This window comes from Leptospira johnsonii, from assembly GCF_003112675.1.
Lineage (GTDB): Bacteria > Spirochaetota > Leptospiria > Leptospirales > Leptospiraceae > Leptospira_B > Leptospira_B johnsonii.
Window position 1 is genome coordinate 1,674,895 of record NZ_BFAY01000011.1, and the last position, 16,192, is coordinate 1,691,086.

At 40.3% G+C, this 16,192-nt stretch carries 14 protein-coding genes; 7 read left to right on the forward strand and 7 right to left on the reverse strand.

The window, feature by feature from the left end:
* The first annotated feature begins 22 nt into the window (after nt 1–22).
* Complete coding sequence (locus LPTSP_RS16695) at nt 23–1,057, forward strand: MBL fold metallo-hydrolase (protein WP_108929774.1); 1,035 nt, start codon at nt 23–25, stop codon at nt 1,055–1,057.
* Here LPTSP_RS16695 and LPTSP_RS16700 read toward each other — a convergent pair.
* From LPTSP_RS16700 to LPTSP_RS16710, 3 genes are read right to left on the reverse strand one after another with little or no spacing between them, the layout of a single operon-like run.
* Nucleotides 1,054–1,824 (reverse strand): ribonuclease H-like domain-containing protein, encoded by a 771-nt coding sequence (locus tag LPTSP_RS16700; protein ID WP_108929775.1) that lies wholly within the window; start codon nt 1,822–1,824, stop codon nt 1,054–1,056. The genes LPTSP_RS16695 and LPTSP_RS16700 overlap by 4 nt on opposite strands.
* Nucleotides 1,825–1,839: 15 nt before the next feature.
* Nucleotides 1,840–3,609: an apolipoprotein N-acyltransferase gene (locus LPTSP_RS16705; RefSeq protein WP_108929776.1), complete on the reverse strand. Its 1,770-nt coding sequence runs from the start codon at nt 3,607–3,609 to the stop codon at nt 1,840–1,842.
* A complete protein-coding gene (locus LPTSP_RS16710; protein ID WP_108929777.1) occupies nt 3,606–4,667 on the reverse strand; it encodes a lipase secretion chaperone in 1,062 nt (353 codons plus the stop codon). The genes LPTSP_RS16705 and LPTSP_RS16710 overlap by 4 nt, the downstream gene beginning before the upstream one ends.
* Before the next feature lie 112 nt (nt 4,668–4,779).
* On the opposite strand from LPTSP_RS16710, the gene LPTSP_RS16715 reads away from it, so the two are divergent.
* The gene (locus tag LPTSP_RS16715) at nt 4,780–5,802 is read left to right on the forward strand and encodes an NAD(P)-dependent oxidoreductase (RefSeq protein ID WP_108929778.1); all 1,023 of its coding nucleotides are present in this window, start codon (nt 4,780–4,782) and stop codon (nt 5,800–5,802) included.
* A 32-nt stretch (nt 5,803–5,834) separates the two neighbouring features.
* Here LPTSP_RS16715 and LPTSP_RS16720 read toward each other — a convergent pair whose 3' ends face one another.
* The gene (locus tag LPTSP_RS16720; protein ID WP_108929967.1) at nt 5,835–6,536 is read right to left on the reverse strand and encodes a flagellar assembly protein FlaA; all 702 of its coding nucleotides are present in this window, start codon (nt 6,534–6,536) and stop codon (nt 5,835–5,837) included.
* Nucleotides 6,537–6,607: 71 nt separating this feature from the next.
* On the opposite strand from LPTSP_RS16720, the gene LPTSP_RS16725 reads away from it, so the two are divergent.
* Together LPTSP_RS16725 and LPTSP_RS16730 are read left to right on the forward strand one after the other, a co-directional pair.
* The gene (locus LPTSP_RS16725; protein ID WP_108929779.1) at nt 6,608–7,048 is read left to right on the forward strand and encodes a hypothetical protein; all 441 of its coding nucleotides are present in this window, start codon (nt 6,608–6,610) and stop codon (nt 7,046–7,048) included.
* A gap of 95 nt (nt 7,049–7,143) precedes the next feature.
* Nucleotides 7,144–8,391, forward strand: coding sequence for a hypothetical protein (locus LPTSP_RS16730; protein WP_108929780.1), 1,248 nt, complete (start codon nt 7,144–7,146; stop codon nt 8,389–8,391).
* A gap of 425 nt (nt 8,392–8,816) precedes the next feature.
* Here LPTSP_RS16730 and LPTSP_RS16735 read toward each other — a convergent pair whose 3' ends face one another.
* Both LPTSP_RS16735 and LPTSP_RS16740 read right to left on the reverse strand, forming a co-directional pair.
* Nucleotides 8,817–9,398 (reverse strand): hypothetical protein, encoded by a 582-nt coding sequence (locus LPTSP_RS16735; RefSeq protein ID WP_108929781.1) that lies wholly within the window; start codon nt 9,396–9,398, stop codon nt 8,817–8,819.
* A complete protein-coding gene (locus tag LPTSP_RS16740; RefSeq protein ID WP_108929968.1) occupies nt 9,399–10,031 on the reverse strand; it encodes a TetR/AcrR family transcriptional regulator in 633 nt (210 codons plus the stop codon). It abuts the gene before it with no gap.
* A 133-nt stretch (nt 10,032–10,164) separates the two neighbouring features.
* Here LPTSP_RS16740 and LPTSP_RS16745 point away from each other — a divergent pair, with 133 nt between their 5' ends.
* Nucleotides 10,165–11,445 carry an NADH:flavin oxidoreductase/NADH oxidase family protein gene (locus tag LPTSP_RS16745; protein WP_108929969.1) on the forward strand — a complete coding sequence of 427 codons (1,281 nt, stop codon included), beginning with the start codon at nt 10,165–10,167 and terminating at the stop codon, nt 11,443–11,445.
* A 70-nt stretch (nt 11,446–11,515) separates the two neighbouring features.
* Here LPTSP_RS16745 and LPTSP_RS16750 read toward each other — a convergent pair whose 3' ends face one another.
* Complete coding sequence (locus tag LPTSP_RS16750; protein WP_108929782.1) at nt 11,516–12,769, reverse strand: MFS transporter; 1,254 nt, start codon at nt 12,767–12,769, stop codon at nt 11,516–11,518.
* A gap of 437 nt (nt 12,770–13,206) precedes the next feature.
* Here LPTSP_RS16750 and LPTSP_RS16755 point away from each other — a divergent pair, with 437 nt between their 5' ends.
* Together LPTSP_RS16755 and LPTSP_RS16760 are read left to right on the forward strand one after the other, a co-directional pair.
* Nucleotides 13,207–14,301: an L-dopachrome tautomerase-related protein gene (locus LPTSP_RS16755; RefSeq protein WP_108929783.1), complete on the forward strand. Its 1,095-nt coding sequence runs from the start codon at nt 13,207–13,209 to the stop codon at nt 14,299–14,301.
* A 227-nt stretch (nt 14,302–14,528) separates the two neighbouring features.
* On the forward strand, nt 14,529–16,136 hold the full coding sequence (locus LPTSP_RS16760) for a xylulokinase (protein WP_108929784.1): 1,608 nt from the start codon (nt 14,529–14,531) through the stop codon (nt 16,134–16,136).
* Nucleotides 16,137–16,192 lie beyond the last annotated feature (56 nt).

A 16,192-nucleotide genomic window follows, 5' to 3' on the forward strand; every position in this document is an offset into this window, starting at 1 on the left:
ATAGGCAAGGGAGAATTCGAGTTTGAAAATCTATCATTATGACTCAATTCCAGACGTAAAGGAAATCGGGGATGGAATCTTTAAAACGGAAATCCCTCAGCCGTTTTACGCACCCAATAATATTTATATTCTTCCGGATGGTGAGCCTGCACTTATAGACTCAGGTTATCTTGCCAATTTGGGAATGCTACAAAGGGCTCTTCGGAATATCGGACTCAGCCTGAGTAAGATCAAACATATCTTCTACACTCATAATCATTTGGACCATCTAAGCGCGGTCCTTACAATCCGATATTATACGGACGCAAAACTTTACGCGATGAAAGGAATGGCTTCCGGGATCGGGAATTATTTGGAACATGTGGAAATGTTCAATAGAGCTTCCAAACGATTGGTATACAAGGGCCATAGAGTTCCGGAAGACAGGAAGAGAGAACTAGTAAGGATAGAAGAAGGAAACCTAAACTTAAGAAATACATTAAGTAGAGGAACTCGTATCGATCCGATCTTAAAATTCGATATAGAATTGGTAGAGGGAGATGTGATCCATGCCGGCGGAAGAGATATCGGATTCCTACATACTCCGGGCCATAATCTTTGGCATCTCACTCCTTATATTCTAGAAGAGAATATATTTTTCACAGGGGACTTAGTCTTACAAAACATCTCTTCTATTTATGCGGAGATAGATGGAAACTTAGAGGATTATTATCGTTCTTTGGAAAGGATCTCCAAAATGAGCATCCGCAGATTATTGCCGGCTCATGGACCGGAACCGGAATCTCCTCAAAAGGCAATTAAACTTCTTCATAAAACATTACAGATCTTGGAAAGAGGTGTGATCCGCAGGCTTAAGGAAAAAGAATACGATCTTTCCGCTTTAACATTGGAAGCAATGGGAGAAAAGGTCGCTAATTCAGGATATTATAATACTGCGATGGCGATCTTACATTCTATGGTTCGCAAGTTTATAGATAAGGGCTGGGTAGAAATTATAGAAACGGAACCGCCTTACGAGACCTACCGCTGGATCGGCGATAAGGAGACACAGAGTTAAACCTCTGGGATCACTTCTCCAAAAAAGCGTGTTTCTTTGATCTTCAAGTTGTAGGCCTTGATAAACAAAAGTTCCAGATTGACCACATCTTCTCTATTATACTTCAAAAGAAGGTCTAACGCGTCCTGATCGTCATACTGAACGTACTGCCACCATAAGCGAACCGCATCTGCTCCGTTTACTTCGTAAGGAAGATCTCTTTTGATGCCTAAGGCTTTCTCGCATCCTTTCAAACCGCCTTTGATCCCAAGACTACGAAGAATGTACATTAGATCTAAATGACGGTTCTTAAATTTTTTACCGAATTCTCTTTCTAAAAAAGGAACATCGAATGCAGCTCCGTTATAAGTTACAAAAACATGGGAAGAAGAAAGTTCTTCCGGAAAATCATCCATGTTCCTGCCTCTAAGATATGTTTTGAAATCTTTACCGTCGTAAGTCCCTACAACAGTCACAAAATCTCCGCTTCCTAAACCCGAGGTTTCTATATCCAAGTAGAGAAGATTTTCTCGGATGATGGGGAATAGTCTCCATTTTTGTTGGTTAGGTAGAGCGAAGAAAAAATAATCCCAATTCTTTCTACCCATTTCCTTTCTAGAAAAATCCAGAGAGTCCAAAAGTAATCTGGAATGCATATCCGAAGGAGACTTTACTTTTTCTTTTAATACTTCTCTGAATTCGTCCCAATGAAGAATTCCTTGGTCCCAGAGTTTCCCCTCTTCTATCACGTCGATGCCGGGGAGATGGCAGAATGTATGTTCTAACAATGATCCCCCTTGGAATTAACCCTTAGTTTTGAAAACTGCCTTTTTTCCTACAAGGAAGAATAACGTGAATGCCAGAATAGTATAAAGATAAAAAGGAAGATTTCCCCATTCGGAATAGAATGTATTTCCACCGGTTTTCAATTTTGTTGCCGGAAGTAAAAAGGATCTGGTGTCTTTTTCTCCGTATCTGGTTGCATGATTTAAGCTTCTTCCATAAGGATCAACTGCGAATGAAATTCCAGTAACTGCAGGACGAACCAAGGTCAGTCCGAATTCTATCGCTCTGAAACGGACCGCTCCTCCATGTTGCCAAGCTTCTACCTCGGATGAAAACCAGGAATCGTTGGTTGGATTTACAAAGAACGTAAACGTATCCTTGGAAGCGAATTTTACGGAGTCTCTTACAAGGTCAGGAAACATCGCTTCGTAACAGATCAAAGGCAGGATCTGGTAGGAAACAGTTTCTTCTTTGCCGGAGCTAGTTAGAATTGGACGAAAATGATCCGGATCTTGGATCAAAGGAGTTTCTTCTTCCGTAGGTAAGGATGGAATTCTTTCTCTTCTCAAGGAACGATTCCCGATCAAAGGTTTAGGATCTCCTCCTGTAATATAAAAAGAAGTTTCCTTAAACAGTTTTCTTAAAAAGGGAAATGTAGACTCGAAAGGAATGTATTCTCCGAAAGCGAGCAATCTTCTTTTATCGTAACGGTTCACTTCTCCATTGGAAGAAGAAAGAAGAGTAACCTGATTTTTTAAACCATCAGGGAAACGATTTAGTTCATTATATAAAATATCTGCGCCGGTCTTATACGTTAGATACATCAGAGCGCCATGGAATGTGGAAGAATATACACCTTGCCCTGGATTTTCGTTCGGAATAGTTCCATGAAATGGAATCGCGGACTCAGGCAAAAATATAAGATCGGGAGGAGGAGAAGTTTCCAGAGAAGAACGAAGACCTAACTCTAAGCTAGTGCTGATTGTCTGTCCTACAAATTCAGGATTTTCAGCCAGTTCCCTTTTACCGGGAGATGTATTGGGCTGAATTAGAACTCCTGAAAGTTTTAGGATCCCGTCTTCTATAGCAGGAGTGGAATTCGGAACAGTATAATCAGGAGCGGAATAAAGCCTAAGACCTCCCAAGGTCCAAACAATCCCGAAAATGAGGATACCGACAATTCCATATTTTTTTAAAGAAGGATCTCTAAACAATGCTAAAGAAGAACTTCCTAAGAGTAGAAAGAATCCCACTCCAAAGATACCTGTCCAGGATGCGATTTGAGAAAAGGAAAGATTTCCTTCCGCTAAATTACCCCAATACCAAGGGAAAAGTTGAGGCATGATCAGATCGGATAAAACTCCCCAGATCGGAAAAATTACCCAACCGAATACTGGACTTCTTTTCGAAGGGCTAACGTACTTATTATATAATAATAAACTAAATTTCCATCCCAAATAAAAGATGATAAGTTTGCAATGGGAGAAGATCCCATACACCAGGAATAATGTCCAGGAAACTGTCGCACCTGCTCCCGAAATTGCGGAAATAGAGGAGGGGATCCAATAGAATACGATCAAATTAATGATCTGTGAAAGTCCTAAAAGCCAAAAGATTGCCGACTTAAGTTTCCATTCTTTTAATTCTGAAAATAGAATATAGGCACATAACGCGGAGAGCCCTCCGGCGGGAAAAAACTCGAAGGGCTCCATTCCGAAAAGGATTCCGGATGCAATCCCGATCAGGCACAAAAAAGGACGGATCGGATTTCTAGAAAACCGGATCATTTGCCTTGCAAACGTCTTTGATCTTCTTCTAAGGCTTTTCTTCTAGCGTAAGCCTCTGCTTCTTCTTGGCCTAGGATCTTAACTCGGATCTCATTCAGAGCCTTTTCTTTCTCTTCCGGTCTTGCAGTTGGATGAGACTTGAGCCAATTCTGTTCTTCTTGGGCGGTCTGCTCTTCCTTCTTCTTTTCGGTCTCTATTTCTTTTAGGACTTTTTCGATCCTATCAGCTCCGTCTTTTCCGAAATATTTTTCTCGGATCGCACGTATTTGAGGGTCTTTTTCCGCGGCGGATAATTTGTTTAGATCAGCTTCTTTAAAATAAAGTTCAGTTTCGTATTTGTTGAACTTAGGTTCTCTTTTGTTGATCGTATTATAATAATTTCCGTAAACACCTTTGCGATATTCTTCGTATCTCGCGAGCTTTTTGTCTCCGGAAAGATTTTTGACTTCGTTTAGGAATTGGTCGTAGCCGAATTGGAATTCCTTCTCCGCTTCTTCCAATCCGAAGATCAATTTAGCGTCTTGGTCGGAGAAAATCTCTCTTCTCTTCTTCTTTATGATTTCGTAAATTTCTTCCTGGCTTTTGCCTCTAGGTTGTTCGAATTCTCTTAATACGATCTCGTAAGAAAGATATTTTCTGAAAAGACCGACTAGTCTTTCCCCATCCGCCCCAGGATATTGTTCTAAGATAAACGCTTTTACTATTTCGTTACACTGTTCAGGGGTATAATCTGCAGGACATTTCCTTCTCAATTCCCAAAGAGAAGATACCAGATCCAATTCTCCGTTTGCGGCGTATTTCAGGATCTCATCGTAATTCAACCACTGGCCGTCTTTGTACAATTCGCGAGAAGTAGCCATGATCTCTGGATTGATGACCCATTCGCCGTTCTCGTTTTGAGTTACAGTAAAGCCAGGAGAATCGTCTCCATCAAAACCGAAGTCTCTACCTTTAGAGCCAGGTTCCCAGAGAAGGAATATGATCAATACAATAAGGATTAAAAAACCAGAGGCAAAAAGCCAGATTTTAAGGGGGATTTCTTTTAAACGTTCTAACATTTGAAATATTTACCGGTTGGAAAGCATTGAGGCTATGAATTGGGGGCGAGAAGGCAAGAGTTTTTACGGAAAATAAATTGGCGATTCCGGTCCTTTTTTAAATGATTCCTTCATGTCTCTTCCTATTCTTTTTTATCCGGAAGGAACCGTCGGGGCTTCGGAAATCTTTTCTCATTTCCGGAACTTAGATGTGAGATCTTATCCTGCCAAATCCCCGGAAGAGATCGAAAAATTTAAACCTACCATATTGATCGCAAACACTAGACTCAAGGTAAATAAAGAGACCTGTCGGACGTTCCCTAGCGTAAAAATTTTTGCTACAGTGAGTTCCGGAACAGACCACGTAAATTTTTCGGATCTCAAAAAAGAATCCCGCGTGTTCATCAATTCTCCTGGAAGCAATGCAGGTTCAGTCGCAGAATATTGTTGGGTATCCTTACTTCATTTTTTTTCGGAAGAAGAGTTGAGAAAGAAGAATGTAGGAATCATCGGCTTTGGCAATACGGGCAAGAAGTTTGCTAAAATTCTAGAAGAGAAGAAGGTCCCTTATATTTATAATGATCCGTTTATCAAGGATCACTCTCGACCTTTGGATGAAATATTAAAATGTTCCATAGTCAGTCTTCATGTTCCACTTACTATCGATGGTCCCTATCCAACGGTGAATTTACTGGACAAAGAAAAAATTTCCAAATTGAAAGAAGGTACACTTCTTCTGAACACAAGCAGGGGAGAAGTTTGGTCCGAAGAAACTTTCCAAACTATCTTGGATAGAGCCGATCTATTCAAGGTGATGGATGTGTTTTATCCGGAACCTCCAAAGGGAAAGATCACAGAACAAATGGCTAATCTGGAAAATTCTATCTTTACTCCTCATATTGCTGGGTATAGCCAACTGGGAAGATTACTCGGAACCTATAGACTTGCGGAGAAGTTATGTATTTTATATAAGGAGCAGTCACTTCCTCCACTTTCCGAATTTTTAAAACCAAACCAACCGATCTCTACGGAAACTTTCTTAAAAGAAGAAGATCGGGATTTGAGAGAATCTTGGAAAAATCAGGACTGGGAATATTTTGAAAGAAGAAGGAATTCTTACCCGGCCAGAAAAGATCTGGGACTTGCAGATCTATAGTCCCTATAAGCTGGCTTCAAGGAGAGAAGGGACTATTTTACTAAAGCTTTCTCTCCTGGAAAAAGAAGGAATTTAGGTCTTGTCTTAGCAAGAATATCATCTATTACGAAAACTTCTCTCGTGCCTCTTTTTCTTTCGAAGGGGGCTTCGTATAAAAATCCTAAAAACACAAGTTCCGAATTCACATGAGTGACCAGATCGTCTTGTCTTACTTTACGCGTGATATCCAAAGAGAGGACCTTCCATCCTGAAAAATTAAAATGAGTAAGAAGTATCTTTTTCATATCCAAACTAGAATCCCTTACTAAAATAAAAAGAGAACCTCCACCATCGTTCGCGTAAACGTGGAACTTAAACTCTTTTACAAATTCTTTAGATGACCAAGGCTTCTTGAATAAGATCTGGAAAGACTGGTTTTTTTCTGCGCTGAGTTCCACATATAAAGACTTTTCGGATTCTCTTTCGGGAGTTCTAAACACAGTAGAGATCCTTACTTCCGGGCTGAAATCAGGACCAAGTTTTGCTTTTACGTTATCTTCTCCAAAGATCTCAGTTTCAAAATCTTGTACTACGTATTCTTTATAAATTGCGGAAAGATCTTTGGATAAGATCGGGCCGGATAAAATAAAAATTCCCCCAAGTATAAATAAGGAAAAAATCGGCAGAGAACTCGTTCGGATTTTTTTCCGGGCCATGTTTTTTATTTCGGTCAGATCTTCTAAAAAAACTACCATCTTGCTTATTTTCTTAAGATCCATTTCTCTAAAAACTTGATGGTGTATCTGACTTTCCAAGAATCAGTTCTATGGATCCTTCGGAAGATTCTTATTTCCCAACTCAATTGGAATTCGGAGGTGCATTCCGTTCTGCTTTTCATGAGTTTTTCGGAGATGAGAAAGATTTACAATACGAATTGTACGAGTTAAAGTCCGAAGGTGCCGGACCCAAGGCAAAATGGACCACCTTCTCCATTCGAAATCCATTAGGGGGCAGGTCGATAGTGTTTAGATTCGATCCGGATTCCGGTTCCTTCTACGCTATGTTAAAAGTGCAAGTCCTCCCTGGGGAAGAAGACTGGAGCTTGGATTCTTTCTTTCAGAAAAAAGGTTTTTCAGAGATCGGCTTTGCAGAAGTGAAAAAAGCTGCCGGAGAATGGCTCTTTCATTCTTTAGCCAGACATTATTTAGGGACCATTTTCAGCCATTGTCCACGGATCTTAGAGCCGGATTATAAGTTGGAGCCCTAAACTATCTAGAGTAAAACCTTAAAATGGACGCTCGATATCCCAAAAAAGTAGGGAAAGATTTACCAGAAATTTGTTATTAAGTAAAAGGCCCCAGAATGAAACGAATCGTTCTTTTATTTATTCTCTTACAGATCGTATATTGCAACCAAGCAAAGGAAGTGAATATAGACGCTTCCCAATCTTTAGTGGGACTTTCCCTGGATCTAACATTATCTGAGCAACTTCAACCGAGCCCTGAGATTGGTCCTGAATTTTTAGCGGTAGGTCTCAGCTGTGTTCTATGGACTAGTAATGATGGAGTTACCTGGGCTGCAACGGGAGGCTCTTCTGTTCTTCCGGATTGTGCAGGCAATTTATATTCGGTGACCTATGGTAACGGATTGTTTGTCGCCGTCGGAACCCTCTCCGGAAAATTTGATTCACGAACAAATAATTGCGGGCTGTGGACAAGTCCTGACACGGTTAACTGGACTCGGATTCCTTGCCCGAATCATCCTGAATATCCTTCCGAGGGAAATCTACCCCTTCGTTCCATTTCTTATGGAAGAGTAGGGGGTGTAAAAAAATTCGTAGCTGCAGGCCCTAAGTTTGGATCAGATAGTAGCGCAGACAAATTATACATGATTCAAAGTACAAACGGAAAATCTTGGACAGTTTTGCAAGATATTCCGGAAACGGAGCATGGAACTGCAAACGGATCTTGTTTTGTTACTTTTCATAACGATACTTTATATTGCCCTCAAGAAGGGGGTTCTTATAGCGCCACTTTAGAATATAATCCTAGTACTTCTATATCCAATATGCCTGGGTTTCCACCATATGGAGGAGGCAATGCATTGGAATCATTAGTATATGCTCCTCCAAATACTGCCGTCTATGATATGTATTCATTCCAGTTTTTCGTATCTAGAACAAATTCACTTTATGTCTTCGGGAACAGAGAATCGGATTCTATAGCGGTTAGCTCTAAAATGAATGCGAGCGGAGTATGGCCTGCATCTGTTGCAGTAGGATTCGGAGCGAATAATAGACCGAATGGCTTTGCAAGCGACGAATTAGGAAATATTTACACATTTGGAAATTCTTGCAAATGGGCTTACTCTTCGAATCAAGGAAGTTCTTGGACCACGATCAATACATTGGATGCCTGCGGAACGACAAGTCCATATGAAGATTGGATCTCTGCAACTTATAGCTCGAAATTGAATCGAATTGTAGCTGTAGGTGACGCAGGTTCTATCGGGACAACAGGAGTTTCGCCGACTTTGAGTTCTGATTGGATATACTTAAAGGTGCCAGGCGCAAACACTGAGATTACCTCCGTAACAAGCAAGAACAAGTAAGCTCTTGCAAAACCTAGATCCGAAACAAATCTAGGAGAAGATGGACCCAATTCTAATCATAATAATCGTATCCGGATTTGCTGTAGGGATCGTGTACGGACTCTGGATCAAAAAAAGACATAAAGAATTAAAATAATCTAATCTCTGCTTTCGGGTTTCAAGAACCTGGACCTTATGGGACAGGCTCTTCAGGGACTCTAAAAAAAATTCCGAAAATTGACCGTCTTGCATTCTTCATTTGTTATCTAATAAATAGAGATGAAGAACAAAAGATTCAAATTGAGACTATGGAAATTTTATCGGATCATTAGACCGTTAATGGCGATCCTTATTTCTTTAGCATTTTTACTCGTGAGTATTTATCTTCCGATCAAGGTTTGAAGAATTATTAAATAATAATTTATATCTTGGATCTTAGTTTATTACTACAACCTACCACCGAATAATATTGCGCAGAATATTATTTCTATTAATATCAGATGGCCCGCTAAAAAGGCGGCGATCGTAATTCCTATTAAATTTACAAATGGGAACATTCTACTTCTTAATTTTTGTTCCGACATTCTAAAGGAAAAGAAGATTAGTAGAATGCTGGTTATCAATAGGATGATTCGAATATCGATCGATCCTAATTCAGCATTAGGATAAAGATAGAAAGACGTAAAGAATATAAAGGAAATATTATGAATAGAAACTAAAAATCTGTAGATATTAAAATGTAATTTATTCTCAGATTTTGGAATGAGTCTTCCTGTGATAAAGGCTAAAACAGAAACGATTATTATTCCAATAAGGTTTGCAGTATAAAAAAAAGCCTCTTCCGATTCGAGTCGTATTTCGAATGCTTTAACTGACCAGGCAACGGCAAATAGTATAAATAGAGTAGGGAAAACTACAAGCCAGAATATTAATTTTATCTGCTCATTTTGAATTCGTATTTGTAATTTTGAGATAACAAAGAAATGAAGGGTTGTGTAAAAAAGGAAATAAGCAGAAAGTTCGTTCATTTAAATTTCACAGTTATCCTGAGGAAGGAATAGCATAGATTTAAAAAAGACTTTCAGGATTTCTCTGCCTACGGTCTGCAAAGCTCTTTTATTGGAAATATCGGATTGGATCTGCAGTCCGTCAAAAAGAGCAAGTAATGTCCTGGCAGAAAGTTCAGGAGAAAGATCGGCCCTGATCTTACCGTTTTCCTGAGATTCTTTAATAGTCTTAGCGAAAAGTTTTTCTAAAGAATCATAAAAACTTAATATTTCTTTTTCCATCGCTCCGCAAGCTGTCGCTTCTGCAAACAAACGAGGACTACAATTTCCTTCCACTGCCAATCGATTCGCGAGTCTTTCTAAATATTCCACCAATCTTAAGTGGGGAGGGAGAGCCTTTACTTCAGGTTCTTCGAACCCGAATCTTTCCCAAGACAAAAAGTTTTGGATGAGAGTGTCCCTGATTTCTTCTTTGCTCTCGAAGTGGAAATAGATCCCTCCCTTTGTCAGACCTGCCGCGTCCGCAATGTCCTGGACAGAGGTCCTTTCGAAACCTTTGCTAAAAAAACATTGCATAGCTGCCTGAAGGATGGATTCCTTTCGGACCTCCTCCGGCAATTTTTTCCAGCTAGGTTTCGATTTGTTTAGTTTCATCCCTGCCCTCTGTTTCTGAACTTTTCCTTCGCCCGTCAAACGAATTCTCCAAGATCCCTAAAAATAAATACCAACCGGTAGGAATTATTGTTGACCAGGCAAGTCCAATAAATACCGAATGGTAGGAAACTATTTGAGTGAGAATTTTATGATCCAGGCATTATCAAAAGAAGGGATATCTTCCGAACTAAAACTTCCCAACGGCCAAATGCTCAAAAACAGAATAGTAAAAGCATCTATGGAAGAAGGTCTTTCGGATCAGGAATTTCTCCCTAGCCAAAGATTGTTCAAACTTTATGAGAGATGGTCCCAATCAGGTGCGGGACTTCTTCTTACCGGAAACGTAATGGTAGATTTGAACGGACTCACAGGTCCGGGCAATGTGATCTTAAGAAAGGACATGAACCTTTCTCCACTAAAAAAATGGGCAGAGATCGGACAGTCCGGCGGTTCTAAAATTTGGATGCAGATCAATCATCCTGGAAGACAAACATTCGGCTTCATTTCGGAAACACCTGTTGCTCCTTCTCCTGTAAAAGTACATATTCCTGGAAGAATGTTCTCTAAAGTTTTCGGAGTACCCAGAGCATTAAGCGGAGAAGAGATCAAAGGCCTCATCCAAAAGTTTGTAGATGCAGCTATCTTAGCAGAAAAGGCGGGATTTAACGGAGTAGAAGTCCATTCCGCTCATGGATATTTATTAAACCAATTCCTTTCTCCTATCAGCAATATTAGAAAAGATGAATGGGGTGGCTCTTTGGAGAATCGGGCCAGATTCCTTTTAGAAGTTTTGAAAGGAATTAAAGCATCTGTTCGATCCGATTTCGGAATAGGGGTTAAAATAAATTCTGCCGACTTCCAAGGAGGAGGTTTCCAGGAAGAAGATTCTATCCAAGTTATCAAAATGTTGGAACCGATAGGTTTGGACCTTTTGGAAATTTCAGGAGGAAACTATGAATCTCCTGCAATGCAAGGAACAGGTACAAACAAAAGAGAAGCTTACTTTTTAGATTTTGCTAAAAAAGCAAAAGAGATGACGAGAATTCCTCTATTAGTGACTGGAGGATTCAGAAGCAGAGCCGTGATGGAAGAAGCTGTGATTTCAAAAGAAGCGGATCTAATCGGGATCGCTGCACCTTTTGCATTCTATCCTACATTTGTTAAAGGATTACTTTCCGGAAATATAGAAAATGTATCCGTCGAAATACCTAAACTTTCTAACCCTGCAATCAATTCGCTTTCTAAAATGTCCGCGATCCGTCTTCAGTTCAGAAGAATGGGAGAAGGTAAAGACCCTAAACTTCCAGGTTCTTTGATTTGGAATATGATCAGAGATCAGATCAGAGGAAGACGTAACGCTAAAAATTACCGAAAATTTTTGGAACAAATTTCTTCAAAGCGGATCGCATCTTGAGACGACTTAATCCATTGAATAGCAAACCTTAAACCGTCCGTCGGAGGAATTCCGACGGACCTTTTTTTATTTATTTTCGGGAGAGGGAATTCTCTTGTACTTTTGCTCCTAACATCAAAGGAGATTCTTTGAGTAAGAAGGACAAACCTAAGTTCAATACCCCAAGACCTATGAATATTTTTAAGAATAGATCTATTCCTAAAAAGTTCAGTCCTAAGATAAAAAGGATCCCAGAGATCTGACCGATCCAAAGTAAAAGCCCTTGTGAGGAAGATTCAGGCGCAGGAGAAGTGATCTCAGCACAATATTGGAATCCGATCGGTGCTCCGATCCCAAGTAGGAAAAATCCTATCAAAAACGCTCCAGTTAAAACTAGATTATAGTCGTTCGCTAAGGAGAATAATAACATTCCCGGCAAAAATCCGGCCATAGAGATTACAAGGAAAGGTTGTCTTTTTCCAAGTTTATCGGAGATTAATGGAACAAAAATGCCTGCAATAATTCCGGACATAAGCATCATTCCTGCAATTTCTCCGGACTGGGTCATATTCAGATGTTTTGTTTCGCAGATCTGGTCAATACAAGTGCTGACTGCATTAAATATTCCTAATCCGATTAGGAATAGAAGTAGGGACTTTCTCATATCCTTTTGGCTTAAGATATGTTTTAAACCCTCGAAAACTTTAAATTTGGAACTTTGCTGATTTGCTAAATCCGGAGCAGTTGGAGGTTTCTCTTTGAAGAATGCCAAAAATACTACGGCTCCTATCAGGGCAATCAGTCCGTAGTTCAAGAGTATACTAGGGATCTCTTGCGGATTAGGATTCACTTCTCCTAACATTCTAGGAGTGATTGCCATTACTAAAATAATACCTATAAATTGAGCCAGTGTTCCTATTGCTACTGCCGTCGCTCTTTCTGTAATCGGGAACCATTGTACGCCAACTTTCGTGACAGCATTTAATATGAAGGGTTGTGCAATCGCTAAACCGATTTGAGATGCGATCACTATACTAAAATTATCTGCGTATACTCCTTTGCTTAAGGAGAAAATTCCGGTGAGAGCAGCGCCCACTCCGACTCCGATCCGAATTCCATAAGTATCTATGATATAAGAAGCGGGAATTGCCATTAATACGAATACTCCCATAAAGATGAGAGAAAGAAGATCTATTTGAAGGCTTGATACATCGTAAAAAACTCTAGCCTCTCTGGCTATAGGCGCAAAAGTCAGCCATTGGATTTGGATAATCGCCGTAATTAACGCGTATAGACCAAGAATCACCCATCTGTAGCCGTATACCTTTACTTGGTTTTCACGCATAGAAAGCCCCGTTTTTATTTAAATAAAGAAAAATAATAATTCGCATCACTTAGGTCCGAGGTAGTCATCCCTTTTATGCTCGGAAGTAACAATGACAGTATAGAAGGTATATGTTCTAGTTCCAAGCAAATTATAATTTTGGAATAAGAAGTACCTGCTATTTTAATTTCTAATTATAACGACTTAAATATTATGCGAATAAGTGATTTTGTGAAATGTAAGACGCATATAAGTGCAAGGTAATTCGATCCTATAATCTCGTTCTTTTTCGCCCTCATACAATATTCGATTGTGAGCTATTACTTTAAGAAATAAGAAAGTTGTAAGTTTCTTATATTGAAGAAGGACCGACTTCTTAAATTCGGACGTTCGACTTAAACAATGCGGACGACCGTTTCCTCTTTTGCCTTATCATCTAAGGCAGTGGAGAAAATTTTATGTTAAAAAAATGGTCTATAGTCTTTGCATTGGTTTTGGCCGTTGTAAAATGTGAAACAGGAAATTTAGAAGATAGGACAACGTTACCCAAGTATCCGAATTCTTCCTTAGAAAAAGTGATCCAGTTGGATCGTCCTCCCGGCAATATAAGTGCATCGACATCCGGAAGGATCTTCTTCTCCTTCTTTCCTCAAGGATCTCCTCCGATCAAAGTTGCAGAGTTAAAGAACGGTCAGGTTCTTCCTTTTCCGAACCAAAACTTCCAGAAAAATTTTAATACTGTCCTTTCAGTGAGAGTGGATGATAAGAATAGGCTCTGGACCCTGGATTATGGCAATCTGGGACTTACAAGGCCAAAGGTTTACGCATTCGATATAGAAACGGGAGCTACGATCCACGAGTATGAATTTCCTATTTCTATCGCTCCTAAGGATTCATTGTTCAACGATATGCAGATCGATACGGTAACAGAGACGATCTTTATCACGGATACAAGCCCTCTGATTCCAGACCCGGGCTTAGTAGTGTATGATATCGCCAGCAAAAAAGCGAGAAGACTATTAAAGGACCATGTTTCCGTAGTGGGAGAAAGGAATGAAATCGTGGTGAACGGAACTCCTTTCCAAGTGGCAGGTGTTTCCATCATATTTAATGCGGACTCCATCGCTTTGGACCAAAATAGGGAGTGGTTGTATTTTGCTCCTTTCACTTCCGGAGAATTATATCGTGCAAAAACGAGTGTCTTACGCGATTCCACATTAAATGCGGCTCAACTAGCGGCACAGGTAGAACAATATTCTTTAAAATCAATGAGTGACGGTATCAGTATCGATAAGGGCGGAAATATTTATGTGACCGACGCGGAGCATTCTGCGGTGAACCTGATCGATCCTGATAAAAAGATAACCACATTATTCAAGGACCCAAGTTTCCGTTGGCCGGACGGATTCAGCTATGCTCCGGATGGATATATGTATCTGACTTGCAGTGCGTTAAACGAAGTGTTCCTACAAACAGACAGCATAATCTTAAGCAAAGGACCTTATTATATTTATAGATTCAAACCGGAAGCGGAAGGGATCATAGGTAGATAATTTTTTTTTAGAGATTTCGCAGCAACCCAAAGGGAGCGAGAAAACGACCGCACATCGCTGTCGCGATTCTATTGACACGGAAAGACAATCGTATATAACCGCCTCCTCATTCTAGAGAACATTCTAGAAAAAAGGATTGCCCTTTTTGGAGGCTTTTTCATTCTCCTGATGAGTGAGCGCTCACTCATCGAGTAAAACTCGCAACTGGGCTTCGGAGGATTTACTGCATGAAATCAAAAGTCTATGTTTTGGCTTACGATATAGGAACTACCGGGACCAAAACTTGCCTATTTGAAATAGGTGATAGGCTTACTCTTGTACATTCCGTAACCCAAGAATACGGGCTCACACTTTTAGAGGGCGGAGGAGTGGAGCAGGATCCCCAAGATTGGTGGAATTCGATGAGAGAAACCACCGCTCAGGTCTTAAAAGAAACCAAATTAGATCCTGCAGAAATCCGTGGGATCTCTTTCTGTTCTCAAATGCAAGGTCTCGTCTTAGTGGACAAGGATCTGAAACCGGTTCGTCCAGCAATGAGTTATATGGACCAAAGGGCCCGGGAAGAAATGAAAAAAGGGATAGAGCATGGGCTCAAGATAGAAGGTCTGAATGCTTATAAACTTCTTCGTTCCTTACAGATCACTGGTGCAGTCGCTGGAAGTGTAAAAGATCCATTATGGAAATATAAATGGGTAGAAGCTAAAGAAGCAGAAAAATTCGCAAGAGTATATAAGTGGTTGGATGTGAAAGATTATCTGACCGCCAGATGTACTGGCAGAGCGACAATGACCTTGGATTCTGCATTCGCCACTTTTCTGTATGATTCTCGTCCCGGCAAAAGCCGTTGGCATAAGGGACTTTGCAAAATGTTCGGAGTTCGTCCTGAACATCTTCCCGATCTCATCCAATCTACGGATCTAATTGGCGGACTGACTCAAACATCCGCAAAAGAACTCGGCTTAAAAGAAGGAACTGCGGTTTTCGGTGGAGGGGGGGATGCAACTCTCATCGGAATAGGGGCAGGTGCGGTAGAAGAAGGGGACACTCATATTTATGCAGGGACTTCCGGTTGGGTCTCTACAGTGACTAAGAAAAGAACTGTGGACATCAACGCCAGGATTGCGTCTATCGTGGGTGCGAGAGCGGGTTATTATAATTATTTCGGAGAACAGGAAACCTCCGGTAAATGTCTGCAATGGGTCAAGGATCATCTTGCCCTAGACGAGATAGATGTTTATTTAGAAAAAAAGAATGTAACGGAAGGAGAAGACGCAGTACACGAAAGTCTTTTTGCATTCTTATTCGAATCTATCAAGGATACTCCTGCAGGAAGTGACGGAGTTATCTTCACTCCTTGGTTGCATGGGAACCGTTGTCCTTTCGAAGATCCTGCAGCTAGAGGAATGTTCTTTAATATAGGTCTGGATACAGGAAAAAGAAAACTCATCCGATCCGTGATCGAAGGGATTTCATTTCATAAGCGTTGGATCTTAGAATTGTCCCAAGCAAAGATCCCTGCTTCTTCCACGATTCGATTTGTGGGTGGAGTTGCACGTTCTCCTATCATTTGTCAGATCTTAGCGGATATCACAGGTAAGACGATAGAAACGATAGATCATCCTCAAAATGCAGGGGCAACGGGAGCGGCAGCAATTGCTGCATTAGGATTAGGTAAAATTCATTCTTTTGAAGAGATTAAAAATTTAATACCTAGTAAAGAAAGATGGAATCCGAATCTTGCGAACAAATCGGTATACGATCGGAATTTTTCCGTATTCAAAAAGTTATACGAGGCTAATAAGGCGCATTACGCAATCTTAAATACATACAAATAAAAAAGGACCGAGCTTATCCCATAAGGGACTCCTTATGAAATACACTTTTTATGGTG

Excerpts from the sequence above, each read along its gene's own strand:
- LPTSP_RS16740 (WP_108929968.1), bottom strand. The coding sequence starts at position 10,031 with ATGAAACTAAACAAATCGAAACCTAGCTGGAAAAAATTGCCGGAGGAG.
- LPTSP_RS16735 (WP_108929781.1), bottom strand. The coding sequence starts at position 9,398 with ATGAACGAACTTTCTGCTTATTTCCTTTTTTACACAACCCTTCATTTC.
- LPTSP_RS16755 (WP_108929783.1), top strand. The coding sequence starts at position 13,207 with ATGTTAAAAAAATGGTCTATAGTCTTTGCATTGGTTTTGGCCGTTGTA.
- LPTSP_RS16710 (WP_108929777.1), bottom strand. The coding sequence starts at position 4,667 with ATGTTAGAACGTTTAAAAGAAATCCCCCTTAAAATCTGGCTTTTTGCC.
- LPTSP_RS16715 (WP_108929778.1), top strand. The coding sequence starts at position 4,780 with ATGTCTCTTCCTATTCTTTTTTATCCGGAAGGAACCGTCGGGGCTTCG.
- LPTSP_RS16705 (WP_108929776.1), bottom strand. The coding sequence starts at position 3,609 with ATGATCCGGTTTTCTAGAAATCCGATCCGTCCTTTTTTGTGCCTGATC.
- LPTSP_RS16730 (WP_108929780.1), top strand. The coding sequence starts at position 7,144 with ATGAAACGAATCGTTCTTTTATTTATTCTCTTACAGATCGTATATTGC.
- LPTSP_RS16760 (WP_108929784.1), top strand. The coding sequence starts at position 14,529 with ATGAAATCAAAAGTCTATGTTTTGGCTTACGATATAGGAACTACCGGG.
- LPTSP_RS16725 (WP_108929779.1), top strand. The coding sequence starts at position 6,608 with ATGGATCCTTCGGAAGATTCTTATTTCCCAACTCAATTGGAATTCGGA.
- LPTSP_RS16720 (WP_108929967.1), bottom strand. The coding sequence starts at position 6,536 with ATGGTAGTTTTTTTAGAAGATCTGACCGAAATAAAAAACATGGCCCGG.
- LPTSP_RS16750 (WP_108929782.1), bottom strand. The coding sequence starts at position 12,769 with ATGCGTGAAAACCAAGTAAAGGTATACGGCTACAGATGGGTGATTCTT.